The sequence below is a fragment of the Sphingomonas sp. SORGH_AS_0870 genome (assembly GCF_031453175.1).
GTDB lineage: Bacteria > Pseudomonadota > Alphaproteobacteria > Sphingomonadales > Sphingomonadaceae > Sphingomonas.
Genome location: NZ_JAVIYW010000002.1, coordinates 679,444 through 701,525, shown reverse-complemented (window position 1 = coordinate 701,525; position 22,082 = coordinate 679,444). Strand labels below are relative to the sequence as shown.

Here is a 22,082-nt window from a genome sequence, read left to right as displayed (position 1 = left end):
TTGTAACGGTCACACGGTGGATGACGTGACCTCCAAGGCCGCCTGGTTGAAGGCCGCGCGCGATGAGCGCGGTTGGTCGGCTGCGACCCTCGCGCGTGCCATCGTCGAGACGGCGGCTTCACGAGGGGTCGAAGTCAATCTGACGCAGCAAGCTGTCTCATATTTCGAGAATGGCCACGGCAAGACGGTCCCACCTTGGTTCCGCTGGGCCGAAGCGCTGCTCAACGATCAGGACGCTTTCCCTCCCCCTGCCCCGACAGCGTCAAACATGTTGTGGGTGGATGTCACTATCCCGCTTGGATCGGAGGAGGCTCTGACCCTGATGTTCGAGGGGATGCTCGCGGGACTGGACCTGAAGGCGTCACGGGCCGCGAACGCTCGACTGCTTGCACGTAAGCTCCCCATTGCTCTGTCAGGTTTGCGAGATCTTCGCGTCGTGTCGGAGACGCGCCAGGACCATCGCGCGGCGCCAGAAGAAGCCGCCGCAGATCTCGCCACAGCGAGTCCCGAACCGCGACCGTGATCGAACAGTCGATCTCGCATGGCGAGCAGCCCTGCTCGCACGCCGGGGTCGCGCGGACCAGGCGGCCGGTCATGGCCGCGCCCCGCGCATGAGCGAGCCCCCGGCCCGGTTGAGCCCCCGCCAGATCGAATGTCTGCGGCTGGTCTGGTCGCGTCGTGCCACGTCGAAAGAGATCGCGGCCGAGCTGGGCATCAGCAAGTCGACGGTCGACAAATATATCGCCGAGGCGATCGAGCTGACCGGCGCGCGCGACCGGCGCCAGGCGGCCGCGATGATATTCGGCGAAACCCCGATTTTGCAGGGGGATGGGCGCGACATCATACCCCCCGAAACGCCCCCTGTAGAATGGCAGTCCGATTCTGCACGGGTATCCGGCCCGATCGCCGAGCCCCTAACGACCGAGGCGTCGATCGGGGCGGCCCCGTTCTGGCCTGCTTTGGGAGGAGCACGGCGGCTCAACACGCTTTCGCTGTTGCAGACGCTGGGTCGGATAGGGCTGATCACGGTGGGTTCGCTTGCTGCCCTGGCCCTGGCCATGGCGCTGGGCAGTGGACTGCCACCCGTCGCGAAGCCGGTGCTTCGCGCCTTCGATCGACTAACCGGATAATCGCGGGGGCCTCCCCCGCAGCGGAGGTCAGATTGGCGAGCCTGGAAACGAAAATCGGTGTGGCGCAGGCGGTGGGCCTGCCGTTGATGAAGGCCGAAAAGCTGTTGGATCAGGCGTTCGTCCTGCTGGCGCAGGCGCAGGCCGCAGCGGTCGAGGGACGCCGCGCGGCGCGCCTGCCGCTGCATGCCGGGCATGACGCGATCGAGCAGGTGGTCACGGCGCAGGCGACGCTGATGGCGACGCGCAAGGCGGTCCACACGGCGCATTACGGGTTCCGGGACATCGCCGACGGGATGAACGTCCCGGCGCGCGCCTATGGCGACCATGGCGACACGCCGCGCGAAAACGTCATCCCCGTCCTGCCCGGCACCACCGGCGCGCATCTGGCGGTCGTGCAGGCCAATGCGGCCTGACAGGGCCGGGTTGACGCGATGCGCTTCGCGGTCCGATGGAACAGGCCATGAGCCTGTACCTCTTCCTCGCGGTCCTCGTCCTGTGCTGCGCCTATGCGCTGGCGCGGGGCGGGCCACCGGAGCGGGCCTCGGCGCTGTTGCAACTGGGCGCGTTCGCGACGGACGAGGCGGTGCACCGGCTGGTCGACGGGCGGGCCTATGCCGCGTTGGCGGTGGGGTCGGCGCTGGTCGACCTGGCGCTGTTGCTGGCGCTGATCGTGCTGGCGTCGCGGTGCACGCGCCATTGGCCCCTATGGGTCGCGGGATGGCAGCTGGCGGCGATCGTCGCGCATCTGGCCAAGCTGATCGATCCGACGATGCAGGCCACCGGCTATGCGATCGAGTTGCAGATATGGGCCTATCCGATGTTGCTGGCGACGGCAGCGGGGGCGTGGCGCTATCACATGCGGCGCGCGGCCGGGCTGATCGAGCCGGACTGGAAGACGCTGGACGGGCGGCCGATCGTCGCCTGATCGGGGACCGCCCATGATGCGGGCGGAACGCAAGCGGCTGGCGGCCGAGATCTTCGTATCGCGGCGCGACCGGGATGCCGCCTTCGCCAGTGTCGAGGGCGGTTTCGGTGAGCCCGCCTGGGACATGCTGTTGCTGCTCTACCTCGCGGACAGCGAGGGCGGATCGGCGACGCACCAGGAGCTGTTGTTCGCGGCGCATGTCGAACGGGACCTTGCCGAGCCGTATATCGGTTGGCTGGTGTCCAAGGGGCTGGCGGCGTTCGGTGAGGTGGAAGGGACGATCCGTCTGCTGGAGGCGGGGCGGAACATGATGGACCGCTATCTCGATCGGCGCGTGATGCGCGGGCCTGACAAAAAGTTCATGCATTAACCGCGACTTGCAGCGACCGGCGCGGGCCGCCAGCCGTGCAAAGTCGGGTATGATTTAACAGGGGTTGTTGATCTGGGTCATATCGGCGGGTCGTTACGGCGATGCATCCGAAGTGGATCGAATTCATAGGGATTTCGGGGGGATAGGTGATGGTTTCGGTGGACAACGACTTCGCGCGGTTCGGCGCGAAGAGCTATGCGATCAACAAGATCACCAGCGTGGAGATTCGCGAGGTGACGGCGCAGAATGCCGGGTGCATGGTCGTCCTGCTGGCGCTCGGGGCCGTTCTGTCGCTGGCCATCGGGATCGCCGTTCCTCCCTTCCTGATCTTCACGCTGGTCTTTGGCTATGGCGCCTATCTCGCCTGGAAAAAGTCGAAGCAGATCACCTATCAACTGTTCCTGATTACCGCCGCGTCCGAGCAGCAAGCCTATGAGAGCCTTGACCGCGACGACGTTTACAGCCTGCGCGAACAAGTCGAGGCGGCGATGATGCACCATTCCCGCGGCGGTCGGGACTAGGCGAAGCGGGACCGGATGGCCGCCGCGACGATCGCCTGCGGCGCGCCGGGCGCGGATGATCCGACGAATTTGTCGCCGTTCGCCAGCCCGGCGGTCCATTCCGCCCCGGTGCCCGCCAGTGCCAGGCGCCAGCCGGGCAGGACCAGGCCATAGGCCGCATCCCAGGACGATAGATATTGCGGGGCGTATCGGTCCCAATCGACGTCCTCGCGCGGGTCACCCCACCACCAGACATTGCGATCCGCCTCATGATGCCAGCGAGGATGGTCGGGACGCCCGACATAGCGCCAGATCGCCGAGTTGACCTGCCACCAAGTCATGTCGTCATCATTGGCGGATGCGACCAGCGTTTCGACGCGGTCGGCGAGTTGGCGCAGGGTGGTGAAGATCATGCGCCCTCGCTCGCGACGACGATCGCCCGACCGTCCCAGGCCAGCCCTTTCGTGGCGAAGAAGGTCATGCACCTTTCCCAAGCCCGCACGCTGACCCCATGGCCCTTTTCCGCATAGCCGATGGTCCTCAGCGACAAATCGGCCCCCTGCGCCACCGCCGCCTGTTCCACCCCGCAATAGGCGCGCATGGCGCGCAGGACTGCGGCGCGTTGTTCAGCGCTTTCGGGGATCGGGTTGTCGGCTACTTCCCCACGCGTCTCGGTGAGGGCCTGGCGGATGGCCGGGGTGATCGCGGCGATGACGCGGCGGACTGTCTCATTTTCCATATTGCGCTTGTAGCGCAGATTATTTCCGTCACAACGCAAAAATATGCTTGCCAAGCGCAATTCTTCCTGAACGAAGACGGCGACGAGATCGCATTCGCCTCTCACCACTCGCACCGCGAAACGACTTATCAGCTGCGCGACGCCCAGGACGGTGTCGAGCATGCGTGAACCCTGGGACTTTCGACGCGGCGACCGCTGGCGTCTTGGTCTTCGTCTCGGGAAGGACCCGTCCAACGCCACAAGTTCCGCATTGGGCTGGGCCGCGATCAGCCTTGGCAAAGCGCGGCCGATGTCGTCGGGACGGTTTCCCTCGGCCCCTGATGAAATGGTCGACCGGGTGTTGACCCAAGTCGCCATCCATACCCGCCAGCATGGCGAGCCGCCGGAATCCCTGGACCTATACCTCTATGGCAATGACCAGTGCTTCCTTGAAAGTGCGGCATGCGCCGAAGGGATGAGCAGGGCTGACCATGAGGCGATGGTGCGTCGCGTGGCGCGGACGCTCCGCGCCGAAGGCCATACGGTCAGGATCAGGACGGTTCGATGAAGACGCTATACGCCGCCTGCCTCGCGCGGCTCGGCCTGTCCGAGCAGGCCGCGACGCATGTCCACGCCCGCGATGGCCAGCCGATCCGCCTCGACAATGTCAAGCGCTGGGCAGCGGGCAGCCGCCCGACGCCGGATTTCGTCTGGGCCGATCTTCGCGCCTATGAAGCGCGTATCGTCGATCGGTCGGAGGCCATGCGCGAAGCGTGGGAGGATGGTGGCGAGGGGCGCACGGTCGGGGTTCGGATCAATGGCGACCCGGTCAACCTGATGGCGGCGGCCGATTTCCTGCTGGGCTGTGACGAAACGCCGCCTGTCCTGGTGAACCTGGAAGACTGACCACGTCCGCAAAGCCGCGGTTACGCCTGTTCCAGCGTCACCGCGCTGGTGAAGCCGCGATCGGCCAGCAATTCGTGGGTCACGTCGGCGATCAACCATTTCACCTTGTCAATCTCGGCCTTGAACCCCGACACGGTCATGGGCCGGTCGGGGTAGAGGTCGAGCCGCCCGAGGGCGAGGCCGAGGTCCAGTTTACGCGGCGCGCGCGCGGCGCGGCTCTGTTCGGCCTGGGCGGCCTGTCTGGCGGCGGACTCGGTGGGATAGGTGCGGGTCAGGCGGCGGGTGGTCCCCTCCCCCTTGCCCGCCGTCACCACCTGCTTTTTCGCACCCTTGCGGTCGTGCCAGGCGGCCTCGACCGTCCCAACCTCCTCGCGCTTTTCGATCCGGAAACTGTGCCGATCGCCGACCGCCCGGGTCAGGGTGGCGCCGGGGATGGGCTTGCCCGAGCTGCTGATCCCCGCGCCGATCGCCGCGAAGATCAGCGCGCCGCCCTTGATGGTCGCCACCGCGTCATGCTCGCGCCCCAGGCGGCGGAGCAGCGCCATGTCGCTTTCGCGCGCCTGGGCGAGCGTCGTGACGGCGATATCCGCCAGCGCCGGGGCGATGCGCGGGGTCAGCTTGTTGCGGGCGGCGACGGCGCGCAGGACCGCACCCAATGTCGTCTTGCTCCATGACTGGTCGCGCCGGGTGACGATCGCGCTGGTCATGTCCGCAGAACGCGCGCGGATGGTCACGATGTCGGGCGGGCCGCTATGTTCGACGCTGTCGACGGTGAAGCGGCCCTTGTCGACCAGCCCGACATTGACCGTGCTGCCCGCGCTCCATCCGAGCTGGATCTCGATCAACGCCTTTTCGGGGGGCAAGGCCATCCCGCCGTCGCTGTCGTCGATCGTCAGTTCCAGTTCGTCGGCGTCCCCGCCGCGCTTTTCCGACAGGCGCAGGCCGATCAGGCGCGCGCGGGATCGGCCACTGGGTTCGGGGATGCGCCCCTTGAGCTTGCCGGTGATGTCCTGTCCGTTCACCGTCACAAGATAGTCGGGGACATTCTCGATCGCGGTCATGCGGCCTGTCCCTGTCCAGCGTCCACTTCGAGCAGCTCGATCGTGAATTCGATCAGGCGCGGCGTGCCGTCGGGCATCAGGTGGCGCTGGCGCTCATCGAGCTCGGTGATGACGAACGCGCCGTAAACGCGGCCCGCGCCATCGATCAGCGACCAGGCCGCGCCCTCGTCCGCCATTTCATGCAGCCGGTCCAGCGAGGCGCGTCCGTCCATCAACTCGGCGGGAGCGTCCCCCGCCAGCGTGATGGTCTGATTGTCGCGGCCGGTGAATTGGGTCGCGTCGATATTGCCGATCCGCCCGCTGCGCGCGTGACGCCAGGCGCTTTTGCGCTGAAGATCCTGATAGGCGAGCGTCGGGAGGGAGAAGACGAACATCCCCAGGGCCATCATGTTGCTCATAGATCGGCTCCATCCGGATCATCGCGATAGGTCGAGCGGGCGGATGCGGCCTTGGACCGCTCATAATCTTCCAGCTCCCGGCGGATCGCACGGGCGAGATCCTCGGCGGACTGGCCGGGGAGCTGGTTGATGTGGAAGTGATATTGCGACGGCGCGGCCGGGGCGGGTGCGCTGGCCATGCCGCGCGGGCGGTCGACGGCCTGTCGCATGTCGCGGCGCGCCCGATCGCCCGTGTTGATCGCGGTTCGGACGTTGTCCGCGTCCGTCACCAGCCGCCGCATGACGGGCGGGGGCGATGACAGGGCGGCCATCGCCGGCATCGTCACGGCTGGCACCGCCAATACCGCCGCCATTTGCCGCGTGAGGCGCGCCATGCGCGCGACAGGCGCGCCCGCCGCATCGTCGAGGCCCTTGTCGAGCCCGCCGATGACATGACCGCCCAGCGCCATGAAGACGCGGCTGGGGGAATGGATCTGCGCGGCCGATTTGAAGCCACCCGCCAGCGCCTTCGCCATGCGGACGCCCGCGCTCCACAGGCGGCCCGGCGCATTGGCGACGCCATTCATCAGCCCGGTGACGATCATGCCGCCAAAATCGAAGAACAGGCGGGGCAGCGTCGTGAAGGCGGCGCGGATCGCCGCCTTGAACGCGCCCCAGGCCACATCCCAGCCCCGGCCGAGAAGGCCGGGAAGCGTGCCGGTCAGCCAGACCCCGGCCGCCCCGCCGAAGCGGTATAGCGTGCCCAGCGCGGCGCCGATGAAACCAGCCAGCCCGGTCAGGATCTGACCCAGGCTCATGGAGAAGACGGCCTTCACCCCGTTCCACAGGCTGCCGAAAAAGCCGGTGATCGCGCCCCAATTCGAATAAATCAGATAGACCGCCCCGGCGACGGCCGCGATCCCGCCGACCACTGCCGCAAGGGTGCCGATGATCGGCAGAAATCCGACCGCAGCGATCCCGCCCGCCGTCCCCATCGCGATCAAGCCCGCGTTCAGAAGCGCGATCGGCCCCATGATCCCGGCGATGGCGATCATGCCGACGCTGAACAGGCCGAAGAGAACCCCCAGCGCGCCGACCAGGACCATGGCGCCCTTCGCCATGACGGGATGCGCCTGCGCGAATGCTCGGGCGCCCTTGGCCAGCCCCGCGAAGAATTGCGCACCCGATTTGATCGTGGGGAGCAGGGCTTGACCCAGGGTGATGTTGACCGCTTCGAAGGCGTTCTTCGCCAGGTCCGTCGCGCCCTTGGTGGTGTTGATCCGCGACAGGAATTCGCCGGTCATCGAGCCGGCATATTGGCTCTTGTCACCGACCAGGCCGAGGCGCTGTTTCAGGCCGTCGAGGTTGGTGAGCAAGGGCGCGATGGCGCCGACCGATTCGGTGCCGAACAGCTCGCTAAGCTGGCTGGCCTGCTGGTCCTTGCTCAACCGCCCGACCCGTTCCAGCACGTCGACGATCGTACCACTGGCGTTGACCTGCATCGCCTTGGCGACCTTCACCGCGTCGAGGCCGAGCGCCTTGAACGCGGCCTGTTGGCTCTTGGTCGCGGCCGCGCCCTTGGTCAGGGTCAACAGCGTGTTCTTGATGCCGGTCGCCGCGACCTCTTCCTCGACGCCGATCGAATTCAGCGACGATGCCAGTGCAGAAATCTGCGCCGCGGCGATGCCCGCCACCTCGCCGAGCGGGCCGATCCGGGTGACGATGCCGGCGACCGCATCGGCTTTGCCGCCGAATTTGTTGGTCAGCGCGTTCACCCGGTCGCCGAGCGCCTCCACCTCGGGCTGGGTCATCTTGAACGCCTGACGCCATTTCGCCATCGTCCCGCCCGCGTCCTCGGCGCTCATGTCGAAGGCGATACCCATCCGTGCGGCGGCATCGGTGAAGGCGACCAGATCCTCGGCCTGACTGGGCAAGGGGCGGCCGAACTTGTCCATGCCGACGCCCGCCGCGCCCGCCGCTGCGGCAATATTGGACAGGTCCACGGCGGTCATCGGGATGCGCTCGCTCAAGGCGACCAGCCTGTCCTGCATGGCGGCGAGCGGGCCTTGCGCCATGCCGGTGACCTTGGCGACGCCCGCCATCCCTTCCTCAAGGTCCATGGCGCCGCGCGACGACGCGACCAGCGGGGCGGCGAGCGCGATGGCACCGCCGATCCCGGCCGCGCCGCTGGCGGCCATGCCGCCCGCCATGCCTTGCGTCCGCGAAAAGCTCTCGCGCGCGGCGCCCAGGCGGCGCTGACGGGCGGCGAGTTGCTCGACGCGGCGGGACTGTTCCGCCATGTGGCGCGTCGTCTCCTCGATCTCGCGGCCGAGGCGCTCCTCATGTTCGGCCAGATCGCGCACGCCGATGCCCGCCGATCGCATATCGGCGCGGGTGGTGCGCAGCTCGGCCGCCTGTCGGCGTTGTTGGTTGGTCAGACGCGACACCGCGTTTTCGGCGCGGGTCAGGTCACGTGCCATCGCCCGGCTGGGCGTTTCGGTCGCGGCCATGGCGGCGCGCAGCTCGCCGACGCGGGTGCGCGCGGCGGCCAGTTCATGGGTGGTGGACTGGAGTCCGGCGCGAAGGGTGCGGAACGCGCCGATCGACCCTTGCGCCCGTTGCAGGCTTTCCATCTGCTCGCGGGTGCCGCGCAGGGCCTGGGCGGCGCGGGTGCCGCCATTCGCCATGTCGCGCAGCGGGCGGGTGAGCCGGTCGCTCGCCTCCATCAACACCTGGATGCGCAGGTTCCGGTCCATCACTCGCCTCGTCTTGCTTTGGCGCGCTTGATCGCGCGGGTGTGCCAGCGCATCAGCTCGGGCACGGACATTTCATCCATCGCGGCGGGCAACCATCCGAAGATGGTCGCCACGTCCGCCATCACTTCCTCTACGTCGTCGGGGAGTCCGCCATCGCCTTCGCGGCTTTCGGCAGCAAAAAATCCATCACCTCGCCCCCGAACTGCATCAGGTCGGCGGGGTCCATCACCGCGCCCTTGGCAATGGGTGGCGTGGTGATGCGCGGCGCCAGGGTGTGCAGCGCGGTCACGTCGAGCTGCGACAACGCCATGAGGGTCAAGCCGCGCAGTTCGCCCGAGCCGGGCTTGCGCACGGTGATGACGGTGCCCGCCGGGATCAGGACGGTGTCGCCGCTCTTCACGGCTTCGTCGAGGGTGAAGGTACGCAGGGCGGGATTGGTGGTCGCTTCGGTCATGACATTTTCCATTTCGCTGCGGGCCAGATCGGCCTCGATTTCTTTGCGGCATTGCCGGGGGGTGACCCCCGGCTTGTTCGAAGGGTGGGAGCGGCGCATCAGGACAGGGCGGCGCGCATTTCGGCGAGGCGATCGACGCCGTCGACGCGGAAGACCATATTCAGCACGTCGATCTCGATGACCTCGCGGCCATTCCATTCGAGGCGGTAATAGACCAGCGCCGTCTTGGTCTTGAATTCGCCGCCCTCGCCGGGCTTCGACTCGCCCATGTCGATTTCCTCGTGACGACCGCGCACGGTCAACTCGACGGTATCGGTGGTGCCGGTGGCGTCATTTTCGTGCCAGCCCGCATAGCGGAGATAGACACCCGCCATATTCATCACGCCGAATTGCTTCAGCACGTCGAGCATCGGCCCGCCGCACGTCGTCTCGATCTCCATAGGCTCGGCGCCCATGTCGAGCTTGACGGTGCCGTCCATGCCGCCCCCGCGCCAGTCCTCCAGCTTGCGGGTCAGCTTGGGCAGCGTCACGCTGGCGATCTCGCCCAGCCAGCTATTCCCTTCGTTGAAGACATTCATATTCTTGAGCTTGCGCGGCATCGCCATGGGTCAGGTCCGATCGTCAGAGGGGGAGGGAAGCGGGCGTCAGGCGGCCACGCCCGCCGCGAAATCGGCGAGGTAGCTGTCGGTAATCCGCTGGGTCAGGGTCAGGTTTTCGAGCGGGGGGACGGGCGTGTAATCATAGTCGATGACCAGCTTGCCCGCCTTCAGGGTGGCGGTGGTGTTCTTGGCCGGATCGTACCAGGCGTTGCCGTCGATGATCTGGCCGGCGCTCTTCAATTCGCGCAGCTTGCCGTTGATCGTCTCGACAATGTCCTTGACCAGGCTGGGGCGCAGCGGCTTATCGATCGCCCACAGCATCCCGTTGGCGATCGTATCGAGCAGCACCTGCGCGGTCGCGGTGGCGCTTTCGAAGGTGAAGGGCGATTCCGGCGCGGCGCAGGTGCGGCTGCCCCAGAAGCGGAAGCCCCCGCCGGTGCGGATCAGCGCGGTGACCTGGGCGGCGTTGAGCAAGTTCGCCTCGGTCGAGGCGTCCTGGATGTCGAATTGCACGTCCTTCGACAGGCCGGTCACGCCGCTGACCGGCACGTTGGACAGGGTCTTGTGAAAACCCTGTTCCTGATCGATGCGGGCGCGCAGGCCGAGCGCGCGCGCGGTCGCGGTGCTGCTGACCGTCTGTCCCGCCGCATTGGTCGCCATGAAGTCGGGCCACAGGAGCATCAGCTCGCGCGCAGCGAAATTCTTGCGATAGTCGATCGCGGCCGAAATGTCGGCGCCGATCGCGGCGGCATAGGCGCGGGCGCGCAGCCGCTGGGCGATCACGGCCAGGGCGGTGGTCACCGCCTGGGTATCGAGGCCGGGACAACCGATGATGCGCGGGCGGACGCCGACCTGCGCCTCGGCCGCCAGCAAGGCCTGCATGCCGGTCTTCAGGCCGTTGACCGTCCCACCGATGACCGCCGCATTGGTCGCGGCGGTATCGGCGCCAGGCGCGACGCGGACGACGACGACGGGCGCGCGCGCCTGGTCGGCGATGGCGCGCAGGTCGGACGCCAGCGTGCCATTGGTCCCCGCCTTCTCGATCGCGCTATCCATGTCCATGATGAGCGCGGGGCGGTTGAGCGGAAAGACGGTGGCGTCGGCGTCGGGCGCGGTGGCGACCATGCCGATAACGGCGGTGGCGATGGTGGTCAGCGCGGCTGCGCCCTCAGTGACCTCAGTGATGGTGATGCCGTGTTGATAGGCCATGATTTTTCCTTCAGGCGGTGGCAGTGGCGGAGGTGAGCGGGATGGTGAGGCTGGCGCGGGCGCCGAGGCGCGCGTCGGTCCGGACGCCCTCGATCGCGACGGAAAAGGCGCCAGGCGCGGTCTGGTAAATCGCGACGTTGGTCAGGCGGATGCGCGGCTCCCAGCGGAGCAGCGCCAGCGCGGTTGCGGCGATCAGGCGCATCCGACCGGCCGGGTTCATCGGCTGGTCGATCAGATCGGGGAGCAGCGAGCCATATTCGCGCCGCCCGATGCGGGCGCCGATCGGCGTCGACAGGATATCGGCGATCGACTGGCGCAGATGATCGAGGCCGGTCAGCGGCTTGCCGGTGACGGCGTCCATGCCGATCATTGTGGCGGTCCCGACACGGCGCCGCCCGCCTGAACCTTGGTATGGATATGACCCTTCAGGCTCTTGCCACCGCCGATCACATCGTCGCTGGCGGTTGCCTTGCCATTGATCGACACATCGCCGTCGACGGTCAGCGGGCCGGTAATGGTGACACCGCCCGGCGCGTTGATCCGGACCTTCCCGCCCGCCGGCAGATCGGCGACCAGAAGATGCGCGGTCGCATCGTAGGAGACGATCGCGCCGTCGCCGAAGCGGATCAGGTCGATATCCTCGGCCGAGGGGGCCGGGTTGGCGTCGGAGAACAGGCCAAGGAAGGCGAAGCCCGCCTCCATATCGCCCTCCGGACACAGAAGGGTGCATTGCTCGCCGACCGTGGGTGGCGACCAGATGCGCGTCTTTCCCGCGCGCGGCACGATCCATGGGACCGAGCCGGTGACGATCTCGCCCACGCGCACCGTGCAGGTCGCTTCGCCGCGATCGACGGTTTCGATCGTGCCGACCTGAATAATGTTGCCGATAACGCGGCGGGGATCGTTGAGAGAGGCCATGGTCGCGGACCATGAAGCCGCCCCGCTTCGGGTGCGCGGGGTTGCGGGTGTCGGGAGGTTCCCGACACCCGATAGGTCAGAACCGTCAGATCAGGCGGCGGTTTCTTCCGTCGCGACGATCACGCCACAAACGATCTTCGCCACGACCCCGCGCGCCACCTCTTCGACGCGCTCCCCGGTCGCTTCTGCATCATAGTCACCACCCGCCGTCACACAGGCGTTCACCGAGCGATGGTGACGGATATCGCCGCTTTCGAACGTCACCGGCACGGTGCGCGTCGCCGGGTCATATTTGCCAATCGTCGTCTTCATTGCATCATCCTTCAGCTATGTACCCAGGTGCCTCGGTAATTGTGCCACAGGCGCATCGTCCCGGCGTCGGTGTCGACCTGATAATGAGTGTCGCCGTCCTTACCGCCCGAGGGGGGCGCGGTGCCGCGCGTGATGGTGTCGCCAGGCAGATCGTCCGCGAAATGGACATATCGACCGCTGCCCAAACGCCCCAGCGTACCGGACCAGGCCGCATAGCCGTCCGCCGAATAGGTCCATGCGCCCCATTGCGCATCGCCCGGACGGTTGAGCACCTGGAATTTCGCAAAGCCGCTGAGGTCATTGGCCAGCAGCCGAAATCCACCCGAGTCGCCATTGCCGGGCGTCACGCCCTGCACCGGCCCCGTGAAGGCCCCGCCGGTCAGGAGAGCGAATTTGGCCCCCTCGCTCGCCCGCATGAAGGCCGAGCTGTCCAGACCGTCGAGCAGATCGGCGTCGAGGCCCGAACCCGAGCCGTCATTCGCCGCATCCCACAGCATCGCCGTGCCGCGCCGAAGCGGCCCCGACCAGCTCGCGACGCCATCGGCCGAATAGGTCCATGCGCCCCATTGCACATCGCCAGCCCGATTGAGCACCTGCAGTTTGGCAAAACCGCTCAGGTCGTTGGCCAGCAGCCGAAATCCGCCCGAGTCGCCATTACCGGGCGTCACGCCCTGCACCGGACCCGTGAAGGCCCCGCCGGTCAGGAGAGCGAATTTGGCCCCCTCGCTCGCCCGCATGAAGGCGGTGCTGTCCAGACCGTCGAGCAGATCGGCGTCGAGGCCCGAACCCGAGCCGTCATTCGCCGCATCCCACAGCATCGCCGTGCCGCGCCGAAGCGGACCCGACCAGCTCGCGACGCCATCGGCCGAATAGGTCCATGCGCCCCATTGCACATCGCCAGCCCGATTGAGCACCTGCAGTTTCGCGAAGCCGCTCAGGTCGTTGGCCAGCAGCCGAAATCCGCCCGAGTCGCCATTACCGGGCGTCACGCCCTGCACCGGACCCGTGAAGGCCCCGCCGGTCAGGAGAGCGAATTTGGCCCCCTCGCTCGCCCGCATGAAGGCGGTGCTGTCCAGTCCGTCGAGCAGATCGGCGTCGAGGCCCGAACCCGAGCCGTCATTCGCCGCATCCCACAGCATCGCCGTGCCGCGCCGCAGCGGCCCCGACCAGCTCGCGACGCCATCGGCCGAATAGGTCCACACGCCCCATTGCGCATCGCCGGAACGGTTAAGCACCTGGAGTTTCGCAAAGCCGCTGAGATCGTTGGCCAGCAGCCGAAATCCGCCGCTGTCGCCATTACCGGGCGTCACAGCCTGCACCGGCCCCGTAAAGGCCCCGCCGGTCAGGAGGGCGAATTTCGCCCCTTCGCTCGCCCGCATGAAGGCCGAGCTGTCCAGCCCGTCGAGAAAATCCGCGTCGAGGCCCGAGCCGCTGCCGTCGAGGCCAAGCAACGCGGCGAGCGCCAGCGCGGGGGTCAGCACGCGATTGGGGACGCCGGCCCTCGCCTCGTCCAGCGTCGCGAGTTCCACGACGCCCGGCGTGTCGGTGGTCGCCATCGGATTGAGGAAATTGGCGTTCCCGAACGTGATCTGGGTCGCGGAGATATCGACCAGCGTCGCATCGATCGCCAGCAGGAGCAGCGCCGCGCTCGACTTTTCGATGATCGGCGACGCCTGGCCATAGATCGCAAAGAGCGTCCCGTCGCCGAGGTACAGCCCGAAGCTGCGCACCGTGTAGCTGTCGCTGGTTTCGTCGCGGACGATCAGGTGAATCACATCGGCCGCACTGGCGCCGCCCGAAATGGTGGCGATGCGCTTCACTTCGCCGGGCAGGGTCGTAGCGGACGGCGATGGGGCCACCGCCGTTGGCGATAGACCGGCCCCGGCGATGCGGACCGCATTGGTGCCGTCACGCGCGGCATTGACCAGGGCGGCCCGCCCGGCGTCGGTAATGGTCAAGACGATCGACATGATCTCTCCGGGTCAGGCCGCAGGCGCGGTCATGGCAAGGCGGGTGAAAAGGGTCGGGCGTACCGCCGCGACGGGCGCAAGCCCGGCAGTAGCGTTCAGCGCCTGGCTGAAGGTGAAATGCGAACGGACCGGCTTGGTGCGGTAAACCTCGGCGATGATCGCCTCGACAAAGGCTGCATCGACCGGCGCGCCCGCCTGATCGGTGATATTGAGGACCAGGCTGAACGTGTGGGGATCGCCGGGCGGCTGCATCTGCCACCATTCGCGAATGGCGATGACACCACCGAAGGCGGTGACCACATCGCGCACCGAACTGGCGGTCCCTTTTCGGCGCTGGATCGCGATGGCCTGGGTGATGCGGCGCCGCTTCACCGCCTCGGGCCAGTCGCTCGACCAGCTATCGATGGACAACGCATAGGCGAGATAGGGGAGCAGCTCGACGGGACAGGTGGCGGGGTTCCAGAGATCGCGAAAGGGTGTCGGCACATCGCTGATCCGCGCGACGGCATGGTCGAGGGCGCGTTCGAGCGGCGAGGCATTGGGCGGAAGCAGCGTCATTCGCCCACCCCGCCGAAGGTGATGGCCGTTCCGGTGCAATAGGGCGCCATGGTCCGGTCCAGCACCACGTCCGCCGCTGGCGCGGTCAGCACGACATTCTGCACGCCTTCGACATGCAGGGCGGCGAAGATGCCCGAGCGGACGATGTCGCGGCCGAGGCGGTGATTGTCGGCGACATAGGCCGCCAGGCGCTTTTGTGCCTCCGCCATGACGATCGCGCTATCCGGCCCCGAAAAGGTTCGGATCATGGCCTCGACGCGATATTCGCTGATCGAAGCCGAACGGACAGTGACATGATCGGTCATCGGCCTGCGCGTTTCGGCAGAGACATAGGCATCGACCGCCGCCAGCAGCGCCGCACTCGCCGCACCATTGCCGGTCCGCGACAGGACGGTGATGACGACTTCACCGGGCGAGGGGCTGGTCGCGCTGGCGTCGAGCACATCAGGCGCGGCCGAAAGCGTGTGAAAAATATAGGCACCCTCGGGTCCGGCGACCGAATAGCCCTCGGGCGCCAGGATCAGGCGGCGTCGGAAATCGTCATCGCTTTCATAGACAGCGGGCGTATCGGTGGCCGCATCGGCAGGCGTCAGCAGCTTGCGCGCGACACCCATCAGCGCGGCGAGCTGGTCGAGGTCGGAGCCGGTCGCATAGGCGGGCATGACGGCGCGCGCCGCATCATTGGCATCGGCGCGGAGCAGGAATTCGCGGTAGGCGGCGACCTGAAGGATCTTTACGGCGGGGTCGCTTTCGACGGTCGCGTCGAAGCTGGGCAGCAGCGTCTTCAGCCGCGCGATCATCTCGGCGAGGATCTGCTCATAGGACAGCGCCTTGACCACCGCAGGCGCCGGCAGGCGCGACAGATCGACGGCGGTGAAGGTAGCGTATTCGGTGGCCATGCGGCCATGTCGCGGAGGCCCATGCCCTCGCGCCATTGGTGCCGGGTGTCGGGAACGTCCCGACACCCGAACCCCATCAGGCGGCGACGTGGCGCAGGATGGTGTCGATCATGGCGGACCGCTCCTCGCTGGTCAGGCCGAGCAGCACGCGGCGGGCATAGCGCACCGGCTTGCCGCGCTTCGACGGGCGGTCCATCTCGCCATATTGGTGGATGCTGGCGACCCGGCTGGCGGCGGGCTTGGGAAAGCCGATCCACGCCTCGTCCGCCGTCGCGCCGCTTTTCAGGTTCCGGCCGCTGCGCAAGCGGGCGAACATCGGCTTGGCGCGCACGCTGCCCTGCCGCCGGAATTTGCCGGCGCGCTTATTCTGGTCGGCGGGATCGACGGGGAGCCACTGGTCGACCTTGTCCCAGAAGAAGCTGCGGATGCCGCCCGCCTCGGCGTCGAACCCGGTCAGCAAAGGTCCCTGTCGTACCCAGCTTTTCATGAAGACCAGGCGTGGGTTCGCCGCGCCCTTGGGGTAGAGGAATTTCACCGCATGGGTGCCGGGCGTGTCCGGCTTGCGGGGGCGGCGCTTTTCGAACGCGGTCCCATCGGGCTGTTGCTGGCGACCGATACGCGCCGACTGGCTGGCGCGGATATCGCCCGCGATTTCGCGCAGGATGCGGCGTCGTTCGGGCGCGCCGACCTTACGGAGGAGCGCGCTGGCCAGCGTCTCGATGGATGCCAGGTCATCACTCATGACGTGCCTGGTGATGCGCCGGGGGCTGGCCTGTCGCTCTGGGCGATCAGTTCGTCGCGCAGGAAGAGCTGCCACAGATTGACGCCGCAAACGCCGTCGAAGCGATCAAGATCGGCCGGGGTCGGATCGTCCAGATAGTTGACCTCATAGCCGCCGCCTTCGCGCGGACGCACCGCGACCCGTTCGGTCAGGTCCAGCGTGATCGAGATATCGGCCGTGTCCGCGTCCAGCAGCTCGCATTCGAAGGTGAAGGGTTCGGCCGTCGGGCGGTCGAGCAGATCGGGCTGCGCCTGGGCGATCCATGCCAGCAGCGGCACGAACAGTGCGGCGCGGTCGCCCGCAAAATCCTGTGCGACCAGGTTGAGCTTGTAGCGATATTCGAAGGAGAGGCTGGCACCACTGGTCGCCGCCACCCTGCCCTCGTCGACATAGAGGGCAAGGTTCTCCGGATTTTCGGCGAACTGGGGGACGGCCTGGATCAACAGGCGGCTCAAGGAGGCGGGCTTGTTCATCAGGGAAACGGAATAATCTGGCGCATGTTGCGCACGCTTTCGAGATAGCCGGTGCGGTTGGGGTGGATGCAGTCATCGGTCAGCGGCGCACCGGTCGCGCTCAGCGCCCAGACCATCGACGTCCCGTTCATCGTCGCATCCCATGGTTCGAAATCGAGCCAATAGTCGAACAGGACGCCCGACCGCTTGAACCGGTTGACGCCGAGCCGGTTGGCCTCGTTCACGGTCGCGGTCTGGTTGGCGACGGTGGTGCATTTGACAGCACTGTCGGTCGGCGTCGTCTTGACGAATTCGGTCGTGGTGAACTTGCGCTTGCCCGGCGGGACCTCTCCGGCCGCCGTGGTCAGGTTGGCGATGATCGTCGCCGCGGTGACACCATTGGAGATGTCATTGCCCGCCAGGTTGATGCCGATGTCGGATGCATATTGCATCGCATCGAGCCGCATCGTGCGGTTGCCCGGCGTCAGATATTTGGCGAGAGAGTCACCCGCCTGCGCGCCGTTGATGAAGCCGATCGAGCCCGCGTAATAGCGTTCGAGATAACCGAGATAGCCGGTCAGGTCGGACGTATCGCCGATCCCATAGGCATGACTGTCATCGGCGACGAAGACGGTCGGCGCGGTGGTCGTGTCGACCACGATCGGGAAATAGCCGTTGGTCCCGCTCGGCTGCGGCACCATGGCGCCCAACGTCGGGGTGGCGGGGGCGGATGCGCCGAACTGGATCGTGCTGCCGAGCTGGCTCCCGCCGCCCTGTCCGACATAGTGGATCAGCGGTCCGTCGATCAGCGTCCAGACGCGCACGCGCGCGTTGTTCGGGATCGTGATCGCGCCCATGTCGAGCACGACCTTCTGACCAGGCGCGGCGACCGCGCTGACCGGGCCATAGAGCTTGACGCCGATCGGATACTCGACCCAGCTGGTATAGGTCGCGGGCGCGCCGCCATCAGTCTCGTTGAGCGCGGGCGAGATATAGCGGTTGTAGTGGATGACCCGAGGGCGAGAGATTGCGCTGGTCGTGCGATACTCGGTGACCGCCATGGCGCGCGTGTTGCTGCCTGACACGGCGGTATCGAGCCGCGCCTTGTCGACGACGACGCCGAGATAGGGCGCGACGCGCCATGGGCTCGCCCTCTGGATCGCCTGTGCCGCCATAGCGCGGGCGGCGGGATCGACCTGCGCCGCGATCGGCTGGAGCGCGAAGAGGGCCAGGAAGAGCGCGAAGAGCGCGGAGGCGAGGCGCCGGGTCATTGCGCCACCCGATAGGTGATGCCAGCGCCCGGCAGGGTCAGATAGAAGGTAGCGCCCGCCTCGGTCTCGACCCATGGCTGATCGACACCAGGCGTCGCATAGTTGCCGATGGGCACGCCGCCCGGCGTCAACGGGAGGCGCGTCACCCCGCCATCGGTCGAGCGCAGGATTTGCGCGTTGCCCCCCGGCCATTTGGCGGCGGAAAGTGCGACGGTGATCGGGCGCCCTAGATCGGGGATGAACGGTCCCGCGACCTCCACGCCCGCACTGACGCCCGCGATCGGCGCCGACGCGGCGGGTTTCAGTGGGGCGGCGGTGGTCGCCTGCGCGACGGTGCGGTCATAGATCGCGCGCCGCTCTTCGATGGTGGACAGGGCCATGGTTACTCCTTGGCCGGGCAGGTGCCCGGCACGATCCAGTTGGTGAGACGGTCGAGCCGGTCGGCGTTGACGCCAGCGGCGCGGGCCAGACCGATGAACCCGGCCCGCCAGGCGCCGGGGATCGTCGCGATCATCGCGGAATCCTCGACCAGGGCGGCGGGGCGATCGGCGCAGGTGAGCAGATCGGCGGGGGGCCGGGGCGGCTCGACGGCGACGGCGACGGGTGCCGGTGGCGTCAGGTCAGCGCGCCGGGCGATGCAGCCCGGCAAGGTCGTTAAAAGCAGCGATCCAGTCAGCGCCCACATGATCGTGCGCATTCGCATCCGCATTGGCCTTCTCCATTCGGGTGTCAGCAGCCCGTACGCGGGCCATGGCGGCCTGTGCGGCCTGGGTGTCGGCGAGCGACCGGGCGTTTTGCGCCTTCATCGCCTCGGTCAGCAGGGCGGCGGTCTGGCGATCGATCGCCTCGCGGTCGGTGCGGAGCTGGCTGGCACGATCGGCACAGGCGGCGCCAGGGCCGCGCGGATGCTTGGCGGTCCATTTGACGCCGACGTTCGCGCACACCAGATCGCCGCGCTGCACGGCCACGTCGCGGTCCCGCTCGGCATGGCGGGCTTGCACGTAGAGCCAGGCGCCGACAGCGGCGACCGCGACCAGGATGACAAAGGGCAGCTCGGTGCGCAGTCCGCCCCAGAGCTTGCGAAGCCAGATCATGACGGGTCCTTTCCAGTGAGCATCATCGCTTCCAGCCGGACGGCGCGGGCGCCGACCTGGTCGTGCCAGAGCGAGGCGCGCATCCCGGCGACCGCACCGCGCCAATCGCCACGCTCGATTTTCGGCAAGGTGTTGACGAAGGCGCGCAGCCCCCTGCCCTTGCGGGTCCGCGTCGGCGGAAAACCGATCCCCAGATTGAAACACATGTTGAGCATCACGCGCTGGCGGACGGGATCGAGTTTGCGCCACCAGGGCAAGTATCGATCGAGGTCGTCTTCGGTCCGTTCGATGTCGCTGACGAACAGCGCGTCCGACTGTGCCTGACTGATCCCGCGCGCGATGCAGCTCGCGACGGTGATCCCCAGCACGGCCGTTTCCCGCGCGGAAATTCCAACCGTATCGAGGTTGCGCCCCTTACCGATCGTCCGATAGCCCTCGGTACAGCGATAGACGGTCAGCTTGTCGCCTTCGTCACGCGCGATCTCATGCGCCAAGCGGATGCGGTCGTAGCTCACTTGGCGCCCTTTCGCCCGGTGATGACGTCGATAAGGTTGAGGAGCATGGGGGCGCGCTCGACGATGCCGGCGATCAGCGCGGGCGTTGCCTTGAACGCAGTCATGCCGACCACGAACCCGACCGCCTGAAGGACATAGCCGTCCCAGCCAGTCAGCGAGGCGGCGAGGTTGCGCGCAAAATAGCTGACGGTGATTCCGACCATCATCTGGGTGATGCGGCGGGACCAGGTCAGCCCCTCTTCATAGGCTAGGCTGACACCCGCGCCGAACGCACCGGGGACCAGACCGCTCAGAAAAGAAAAAAAGCCTTCCGCGATGTCATGGAGAATATTTTTCATCGTCAATCCCACAAGTTCACAAGGGCGAGCGTCGGCGTGGCGGGGGTGGTCTGGGCGGTCGGCACCGTCACCGGCGTTCCGATCGGCAGCACCACGTTCATCGAAAGGCCCGGATTGGCATCGAGCACGGCGGGCCAGTCGGCGGGACCGAGGTTCATTTCGCGCCAGAGCAGCGCGTCGAGCGTGTCGCCCTGATGCGCGTGGAGCATCGTCGCCATCAGATCAGCTCGACACAGGTGCGGGTGACGCCCAGCATGTCGCGCACCGCCCACGCGCCGTCGCGGCGCAGCTCGCCGATCGTCGGGTCGAGATCCTCGGCGCGGCGCTGACCGGGCGCGGTCGTGTCCACGTCGCGGTAGCGCTCGACCAGGTCCGCCTTGGCAAAGGCATAGACGGCGCGGCGGTATAGGATCTCCAAGCGGGCTTCGCCGCCCAGCTTCGGGTTGGGCACATCGCCGACGCTCGCCAAATCGGCCGCGCCCGCCGCCCGCCGGGCAGCGGCCCAGGCGGTCAGATCATTGCCCACGGTAATGATCGCCGCCAGCACCGCGTCCCGCTGGCGATCGACGGTGACACTTTCGCGCAGGCGGGTGGCACGGCGGAAATGCGCAAGATCGATGTCGGGGAAAAAGCCGTCATTGGTGATGATGGTGGCGTCCGGTGCGGCGGGGTCGGGGACGATCGAGGTGCAGCCGTTCACATTGCCCAGCGCCGGGATGACAAGGGTGGTCATGCCAGAATGATCCACTGCGCGATCGACAAGCCGAGGATAAAGACTACGAGGCCGATGGTCGCGGTGAGCGCCGCCAGCCCCAGGATCTCGGCCTTCCCCAGATCATCCAGATCGGGCGCGTGGGCGCGGACGAAGGCGATATCTTCGGTGGCGATGATGTAGAACGACATCAGGCCGATGGAGAAGGCCATGCCACCGGCTATTTCGAGCGCCATGGCGAAAAGGAAAGCGAGCGTCAGCATGGATGTCCTTCGTGCCGGGCGCCCCTCGGCCTACGGGGGTGGGGACCAGGTCGATCGCGGCCCACAGTCCCGAAGGACCCTCCCGCATCGCGTGATCCGCCCCCGAGCGCCGGGGGGCAGCTTGTCAGCCGGTGGGACCGGCCGATTCCTGAAAGGCGGTTGCCGCCTTGATGGCTTTTTCGAGTTTGGTGATGCGGGTCTTGGTGCCCGCGCGCGGATTCAGTTCCTGCGCGCGGCGCAGCACGCCCAGCGCACGGGTCGCACCAGCGATGTAATCGGTAGGGCCGGTGTCGATCTCCCCGGCCGCGCGGGCCAGTTCGACGCCGAGCGCCTTTTGCAGCTTGGCCTGGACCTCGTCGTGCATGTCGGTGCCGATGGTCAGCAGCTCGACCTTTTCCAGCACGTCGAGCGGGAAGGTCTGGCCCGACGCCTGGGCACGGATCGCGGCCTCGGCGATCTCCTCGACCACCAGCGTCGCGGCATCGCGCTTGTAGCGCTCGGGCATGGCCAGGCCGAAACGCAGGACATGGCCCGCGATATCGAGCGCGCGGGACCAGTCGCCGGTATCGATCGACCAGACCATGATGGTGGGGAGCACGTCATCGGCGCCGGTCGAACCCAGCGCATCGCCAACGGTGCAGCGGCCCGCTTCGAGCTGACCGTCACAGAATGCGGCATATTCGGGCAGCATGTCGCGCTTGGCGGCGACCTTCAGCTCGGTCGACTTGATTTCCTTCAGCCGTCGCAGGTCGTGGGTGAGGCGCATCTTCATCTGCGCGGCAAGGCGACTCTCGGCGGTGCTGCCTTCACGGCTGGATGCGGGGGCCGAATGTCCCGCCGCGACCGAGGGGGCGGTCGCGGCGGGGCGGGTGTGCCCGCCCCCGGAGGCAGGAGCCGACGCCGATTTCATGGCAAGAACGCGTTCCTGCATCTGTTGAGCATAGCTCATTGGCGTGTCCTGTACGGGGGCGGGTACGGGGTGCGGGGCAAGTGC

At 67.2% G+C, this 22,082-nt stretch carries 35 protein-coding genes; 8 read left to right on the top strand and 27 right to left on the bottom strand.

Annotated elements, in window-relative coordinates:
• Positions 1–16: 16 nt before the first annotated feature.
• From QE363_RS03820 to QE363_RS03795, 6 genes are all read left to right on the top strand, one after another.
• Entirely contained in the window at positions 17–523 is a 507-nt protein-coding gene (locus tag QE363_RS03820) for a helix-turn-helix transcriptional regulator (protein ID WP_309692054.1), read from the top strand.
• Positions 524–611: 88 nt separating this feature from the next.
• On the top strand, positions 612–1,130 hold the full coding sequence (locus QE363_RS03815; RefSeq protein WP_309692052.1) for a helix-turn-helix transcriptional regulator: 519 nt from the start codon (positions 612–614) through the stop codon (positions 1,128–1,130).
• A gap of 32 nt (positions 1,131–1,162) precedes the next feature.
• Entirely contained in the window at positions 1,163–1,543 is a 381-nt protein-coding gene (locus tag QE363_RS03810) for a hypothetical protein (protein WP_309692050.1), read from the top strand.
• A gap of 47 nt (positions 1,544–1,590) precedes the next feature.
• A complete protein-coding gene (locus tag QE363_RS03805) occupies positions 1,591–2,055 on the top strand; it encodes a hypothetical protein (RefSeq protein WP_309692048.1) in 465 nt (154 codons plus the stop codon).
• Positions 2,056–2,068: 13 nt separating this feature from the next.
• Positions 2,069–2,425 (top strand): hypothetical protein, encoded by a 357-nt coding sequence (locus QE363_RS03800; protein WP_309692046.1) that lies wholly within the window; start codon positions 2,069–2,071, stop codon positions 2,423–2,425.
• Positions 2,426–2,574: 149 nt separating this feature from the next.
• Complete coding sequence (locus QE363_RS03795; protein WP_309692045.1) at positions 2,575–2,946, top strand: DUF6232 family protein; 372 nt, start codon at positions 2,575–2,577, stop codon at positions 2,944–2,946.
• Here QE363_RS03795 and QE363_RS03790 read toward each other — a convergent pair.
• Positions 2,943–3,338 carry a hypothetical protein gene (locus tag QE363_RS03790; protein ID WP_309692043.1) on the bottom strand — a complete coding sequence of 132 codons (396 nt, stop codon included), beginning with the start codon at positions 3,336–3,338 and terminating at the stop codon, positions 2,943–2,945. The two genes, QE363_RS03795 and QE363_RS03790, sit on opposite strands and share 4 nt — an antisense overlap.
• Positions 3,335–3,826: a hypothetical protein gene (locus QE363_RS03785; RefSeq protein WP_309692041.1), complete on the bottom strand. Its 492-nt coding sequence runs from the start codon at positions 3,824–3,826 to the stop codon at positions 3,335–3,337. The genes QE363_RS03790 and QE363_RS03785 overlap by 4 nt, the downstream gene beginning before the upstream one ends.
• Between QE363_RS03785 and QE363_RS03780 the strand changes: the two genes are divergently transcribed.
• Both QE363_RS03780 and QE363_RS03775 read left to right on the top strand, forming a co-directional pair.
• Complete coding sequence (locus tag QE363_RS03780; RefSeq protein WP_309692039.1) at positions 3,825–4,211, top strand: hypothetical protein; 387 nt, start codon at positions 3,825–3,827, stop codon at positions 4,209–4,211. The two genes, QE363_RS03785 and QE363_RS03780, sit on opposite strands and share 2 nt — an antisense overlap.
• Positions 4,208–4,549 (top strand): hypothetical protein, encoded by a 342-nt coding sequence (locus tag QE363_RS03775; protein WP_309692037.1) that lies wholly within the window; start codon positions 4,208–4,210, stop codon positions 4,547–4,549. Before QE363_RS03780 ends, QE363_RS03775 begins: the two co-directional genes overlap by 4 nt.
• Positions 4,550–4,569: 20 nt before the next feature.
• Here the strand turns inward: QE363_RS03775 and QE363_RS03770 are convergent, their stop codons facing one another.
• The 25 genes from QE363_RS03770 to gpM all read right to left on the bottom strand — a co-directional run bounded on the left by QE363_RS03770 (position 4,570) and on the right by gpM (position 21,998).
• On the bottom strand, positions 4,570–5,610 hold the full coding sequence (locus QE363_RS03770) for a contractile injection system protein, VgrG/Pvc8 family (RefSeq protein WP_309692035.1): 1,041 nt from the start codon (positions 5,608–5,610) through the stop codon (positions 4,570–4,572).
• Positions 5,607–6,008, bottom strand: coding sequence for a phage tail protein (locus tag QE363_RS03765; protein ID WP_309692033.1), 402 nt, complete (start codon positions 6,006–6,008; stop codon positions 5,607–5,609). Before QE363_RS03765 ends, QE363_RS03770 begins: the two co-directional genes overlap by 4 nt.
• On the bottom strand, positions 6,005–8,743 hold the full coding sequence (locus QE363_RS03760) for a phage tail tape measure protein (protein WP_309692031.1): 2,739 nt from the start codon (positions 8,741–8,743) through the stop codon (positions 6,005–6,007). The genes QE363_RS03765 and QE363_RS03760 overlap by 4 nt, the downstream gene beginning before the upstream one ends.
• A complete protein-coding gene (locus QE363_RS03755) occupies positions 8,743–8,865 on the bottom strand; it encodes a GpE family phage tail protein (RefSeq protein WP_309692028.1) in 123 nt (40 codons plus the stop codon). The genes QE363_RS03760 and QE363_RS03755 overlap by 1 nt, the downstream gene beginning before the upstream one ends.
• Before the next feature lie 8 nt (positions 8,866–8,873).
• Entirely contained in the window at positions 8,874–9,197 is a 324-nt protein-coding gene (locus tag QE363_RS03750; RefSeq protein WP_309692026.1) for a phage tail assembly protein, read from the bottom strand.
• Positions 9,198–9,295: 98 nt separating this feature from the next.
• Complete coding sequence (locus QE363_RS03745; RefSeq protein ID WP_309692024.1) at positions 9,296–9,802, bottom strand: phage major tail tube protein; 507 nt, start codon at positions 9,800–9,802, stop codon at positions 9,296–9,298.
• 39 nt (positions 9,803–9,841) lie between these two features.
• Positions 9,842–11,008 carry a phage tail sheath subtilisin-like domain-containing protein gene (locus QE363_RS03740; protein WP_405053207.1) on the bottom strand — a complete coding sequence of 389 codons (1,167 nt, stop codon included), beginning with the start codon at positions 11,006–11,008 and terminating at the stop codon, positions 9,842–9,844.
• 7 nt (positions 11,009–11,015) lie between these two features.
• Positions 11,016–11,375, bottom strand: a complete 360-nt coding sequence (locus tag QE363_RS03735; RefSeq protein ID WP_309692020.1) for a GPW/gp25 family protein — start codon at positions 11,373–11,375, stop codon at positions 11,016–11,018.
• Positions 11,372–11,923 (bottom strand): phage baseplate assembly protein V, encoded by a 552-nt coding sequence (locus QE363_RS03730; protein ID WP_309692017.1) that lies wholly within the window; start codon positions 11,921–11,923, stop codon positions 11,372–11,374. The genes QE363_RS03735 and QE363_RS03730 overlap by 4 nt, the downstream gene beginning before the upstream one ends.
• Before the next feature lie 90 nt (positions 11,924–12,013).
• The gene (locus QE363_RS03725) at positions 12,014–12,235 is read right to left on the bottom strand and encodes a hypothetical protein (RefSeq protein WP_309692014.1); all 222 of its coding nucleotides are present in this window, start codon (positions 12,233–12,235) and stop codon (positions 12,014–12,016) included.
• 11 nt (positions 12,236–12,246) lie between these two features.
• Positions 12,247–14,205, bottom strand: a complete 1,959-nt coding sequence (locus QE363_RS03720) for a hypothetical protein (protein WP_309692011.1) — start codon at positions 14,203–14,205, stop codon at positions 12,247–12,249.
• Positions 14,206–14,217: 12 nt separating this feature from the next.
• Positions 14,218–14,763: a phage tail protein I gene (locus QE363_RS03715; protein WP_309692009.1), complete on the bottom strand. Its 546-nt coding sequence runs from the start codon at positions 14,761–14,763 to the stop codon at positions 14,218–14,220.
• Positions 14,760–15,662, bottom strand: a complete 903-nt coding sequence (locus QE363_RS03710) for a baseplate J/gp47 family protein (protein WP_309692007.1) — start codon at positions 15,660–15,662, stop codon at positions 14,760–14,762. The genes QE363_RS03715 and QE363_RS03710 overlap by 4 nt, the downstream gene beginning before the upstream one ends.
• A 76-nt stretch (positions 15,663–15,738) precedes the next feature.
• Positions 15,739–16,404 (bottom strand): phage virion morphogenesis protein, encoded by a 666-nt coding sequence (locus QE363_RS03705; protein ID WP_309692005.1) that lies wholly within the window; start codon positions 16,402–16,404, stop codon positions 15,739–15,741.
• Entirely contained in the window at positions 16,401–16,916 is a 516-nt protein-coding gene (locus QE363_RS03700; protein WP_309692004.1) for a phage tail protein, read from the bottom strand. The genes QE363_RS03705 and QE363_RS03700 overlap by 4 nt, the downstream gene beginning before the upstream one ends.
• The gene (locus QE363_RS03695; RefSeq protein ID WP_309692001.1) at positions 16,916–18,166 is read right to left on the bottom strand and encodes an SGNH/GDSL hydrolase family protein; all 1,251 of its coding nucleotides are present in this window, start codon (positions 18,164–18,166) and stop codon (positions 16,916–16,918) included. Before QE363_RS03695 ends, QE363_RS03700 begins: the two co-directional genes overlap by 1 nt.
• On the bottom strand, positions 18,163–18,546 hold the full coding sequence (locus QE363_RS03690) for a hypothetical protein (protein WP_309691999.1): 384 nt from the start codon (positions 18,544–18,546) through the stop codon (positions 18,163–18,165). Before QE363_RS03690 ends, QE363_RS03695 begins: the two co-directional genes overlap by 4 nt.
• Before the next feature lie 2 nt (positions 18,547–18,548).
• Complete coding sequence (locus QE363_RS03685; protein WP_309691996.1) at positions 18,549–18,815, bottom strand: hypothetical protein; 267 nt, start codon at positions 18,813–18,815, stop codon at positions 18,549–18,551.
• A complete protein-coding gene (locus tag QE363_RS03680) occupies positions 18,787–19,260 on the bottom strand; it encodes a hypothetical protein (RefSeq protein ID WP_309691989.1) in 474 nt (157 codons plus the stop codon). Before QE363_RS03680 ends, QE363_RS03685 begins: the two co-directional genes overlap by 29 nt.
• Positions 19,257–19,775 carry a glycoside hydrolase family protein gene (locus QE363_RS03675; protein ID WP_309691985.1) on the bottom strand — a complete coding sequence of 173 codons (519 nt, stop codon included), beginning with the start codon at positions 19,773–19,775 and terminating at the stop codon, positions 19,257–19,259. The genes QE363_RS03680 and QE363_RS03675 overlap by 4 nt, the downstream gene beginning before the upstream one ends.
• Positions 19,772–20,113, bottom strand: a complete 342-nt coding sequence (locus QE363_RS03670; protein ID WP_309691983.1) for a hypothetical protein — start codon at positions 20,111–20,113, stop codon at positions 19,772–19,774. Before QE363_RS03670 ends, QE363_RS03675 begins: the two co-directional genes overlap by 4 nt.
• Before the next feature lie 2 nt (positions 20,114–20,115).
• Positions 20,116–20,331, bottom strand: coding sequence for a tail protein X (locus QE363_RS03665; RefSeq protein WP_309691979.1), 216 nt, complete (start codon positions 20,329–20,331; stop codon positions 20,116–20,118).
• Entirely contained in the window at positions 20,331–20,846 is a 516-nt protein-coding gene (locus tag QE363_RS03660) for a head completion/stabilization protein (RefSeq protein ID WP_309691977.1), read from the bottom strand. Before QE363_RS03660 ends, QE363_RS03665 begins: the two co-directional genes overlap by 1 nt.
• Positions 20,843–21,088: a hypothetical protein gene (locus QE363_RS03655; RefSeq protein ID WP_309691973.1), complete on the bottom strand. Its 246-nt coding sequence runs from the start codon at positions 21,086–21,088 to the stop codon at positions 20,843–20,845. Before QE363_RS03655 ends, QE363_RS03660 begins: the two co-directional genes overlap by 4 nt.
• A 124-nt stretch (positions 21,089–21,212) precedes the next feature.
• On the bottom strand, positions 21,213–21,998 hold the full coding sequence (gene gpM / locus QE363_RS03650; RefSeq protein ID WP_309691970.1) for a phage terminase small subunit: 786 nt from the start codon (positions 21,996–21,998) through the stop codon (positions 21,213–21,215).
• Between the last annotated feature and the right edge of the window lie 84 nt (positions 21,999–22,082).

What these genes read in the sequence shown, in the direction of transcription:
- QE363_RS03785 (WP_309692041.1), bottom strand. Translation starts at nt 3,826, where the DNA reads ATGCTCGACACCGTCCTGGGCGTCGCGCAGCTGATAAGTCGTTTCGCG.
- QE363_RS03720 (WP_309692011.1), bottom strand. Translation starts at nt 14,205, where the DNA reads ATGTCGATCGTCTTGACCATTACCGACGCCGGGCGGGCCGCCCTGGTC.
- QE363_RS03780 (WP_309692039.1), top strand. Translation starts at nt 3,825, where the DNA reads ATGCGTGAACCCTGGGACTTTCGACGCGGCGACCGCTGGCGTCTTGGT.
- QE363_RS03735 (WP_309692020.1), bottom strand. Translation starts at nt 11,375, where the DNA reads ATGATCGGCATGGACGCCGTCACCGGCAAGCCGCTGACCGGCCTCGAT.
- QE363_RS03775 (WP_309692037.1), top strand. Translation starts at nt 4,208, where the DNA reads ATGAAGACGCTATACGCCGCCTGCCTCGCGCGGCTCGGCCTGTCCGAG.
- QE363_RS03760 (WP_309692031.1), bottom strand. Translation starts at nt 8,743, where the DNA reads ATGGACCGGAACCTGCGCATCCAGGTGTTGATGGAGGCGAGCGACCGG.
- QE363_RS03750 (WP_309692026.1), bottom strand. Translation starts at nt 9,197, where the DNA reads ATGACCGAAGCGACCACCAATCCCGCCCTGCGTACCTTCACCCTCGAC.
- QE363_RS03680 (WP_309691989.1), bottom strand. Translation starts at nt 19,260, where the DNA reads ATGATCTGGCTTCGCAAGCTCTGGGGCGGACTGCGCACCGAGCTGCCC.
- QE363_RS03800 (WP_309692046.1), top strand. Translation starts at nt 2,069, where the DNA reads ATGATGCGGGCGGAACGCAAGCGGCTGGCGGCCGAGATCTTCGTATCG.
- QE363_RS03690 (WP_309691999.1), bottom strand. Translation starts at nt 18,546, where the DNA reads ATGGCCCTGTCCACCATCGAAGAGCGGCGCGCGATCTATGACCGCACC.
- QE363_RS03665 (WP_309691979.1), bottom strand. Translation starts at nt 20,331, where the DNA reads ATGGCGACGATGCTCCACGCGCATCAGGGCGACACGCTCGACGCGCTG.
- QE363_RS03725 (WP_309692014.1), bottom strand. Translation starts at nt 12,235, where the DNA reads ATGAAGACGACGATTGGCAAATATGACCCGGCGACGCGCACCGTGCCG.
- QE363_RS03745 (WP_309692024.1), bottom strand. Translation starts at nt 9,802, where the DNA reads ATGGCGATGCCGCGCAAGCTCAAGAATATGAATGTCTTCAACGAAGGG.
- QE363_RS03770 (WP_309692035.1), bottom strand. Translation starts at nt 5,610, where the DNA reads ATGACCGCGATCGAGAATGTCCCCGACTATCTTGTGACGGTGAACGGA.
- QE363_RS03655 (WP_309691973.1), bottom strand. Translation starts at nt 21,088, where the DNA reads ATGCTGACGCTCGCTTTCCTTTTCGCCATGGCGCTCGAAATAGCCGGT.
- QE363_RS03815 (WP_309692052.1), top strand. Translation starts at nt 612, where the DNA reads ATGAGCGAGCCCCCGGCCCGGTTGAGCCCCCGCCAGATCGAATGTCTG.
- QE363_RS03660 (WP_309691977.1), bottom strand. Translation starts at nt 20,846, where the DNA reads ATGACCACCCTTGTCATCCCGGCGCTGGGCAATGTGAACGGCTGCACC.
- QE363_RS03715 (WP_309692009.1), bottom strand. Translation starts at nt 14,763, where the DNA reads ATGACGCTGCTTCCGCCCAATGCCTCGCCGCTCGAACGCGCCCTCGAC.
- QE363_RS03795 (WP_309692045.1), top strand. Translation starts at nt 2,575, where the DNA reads ATGGTTTCGGTGGACAACGACTTCGCGCGGTTCGGCGCGAAGAGCTAT.
- QE363_RS03670 (WP_309691983.1), bottom strand. Translation starts at nt 20,113, where the DNA reads ATGAAAAATATTCTCCATGACATCGCGGAAGGCTTTTTTTCTTTTCTG.
- QE363_RS03700 (WP_309692004.1), bottom strand. Translation starts at nt 16,916, where the DNA reads ATGAACAAGCCCGCCTCCTTGAGCCGCCTGTTGATCCAGGCCGTCCCC.
- QE363_RS03710 (WP_309692007.1), bottom strand. Translation starts at nt 15,662, where the DNA reads ATGGCCACCGAATACGCTACCTTCACCGCCGTCGATCTGTCGCGCCTG.
- QE363_RS03765 (WP_309692033.1), bottom strand. Translation starts at nt 6,008, where the DNA reads ATGAGCAACATGATGGCCCTGGGGATGTTCGTCTTCTCCCTCCCGACG.
- QE363_RS03805 (WP_309692048.1), top strand. Translation starts at nt 1,591, where the DNA reads ATGAGCCTGTACCTCTTCCTCGCGGTCCTCGTCCTGTGCTGCGCCTAT.
- QE363_RS03730 (WP_309692017.1), bottom strand. Translation starts at nt 11,923, where the DNA reads ATGGCCTCTCTCAACGATCCCCGCCGCGTTATCGGCAACATTATTCAG.
- QE363_RS03695 (WP_309692001.1), bottom strand. Translation starts at nt 18,166, where the DNA reads ATGACCCGGCGCCTCGCCTCCGCGCTCTTCGCGCTCTTCCTGGCCCTC.
- QE363_RS03790 (WP_309692043.1), bottom strand. Translation starts at nt 3,338, where the DNA reads ATGATCTTCACCACCCTGCGCCAACTCGCCGACCGCGTCGAAACGCTG.
- QE363_RS03705 (WP_309692005.1), bottom strand. Translation starts at nt 16,404, where the DNA reads ATGAGTGATGACCTGGCATCCATCGAGACGCTGGCCAGCGCGCTCCTC.
- QE363_RS03755 (WP_309692028.1), bottom strand. Translation starts at nt 8,865, where the DNA reads ATGGCGGACGTGGCGACCATCTTCGGATGGTTGCCCGCCGCGATGGAT.
- gpM (WP_309691970.1), bottom strand. Translation starts at nt 21,998, where the DNA reads ATGAAATCGGCGTCGGCTCCTGCCTCCGGGGGCGGGCACACCCGCCCC.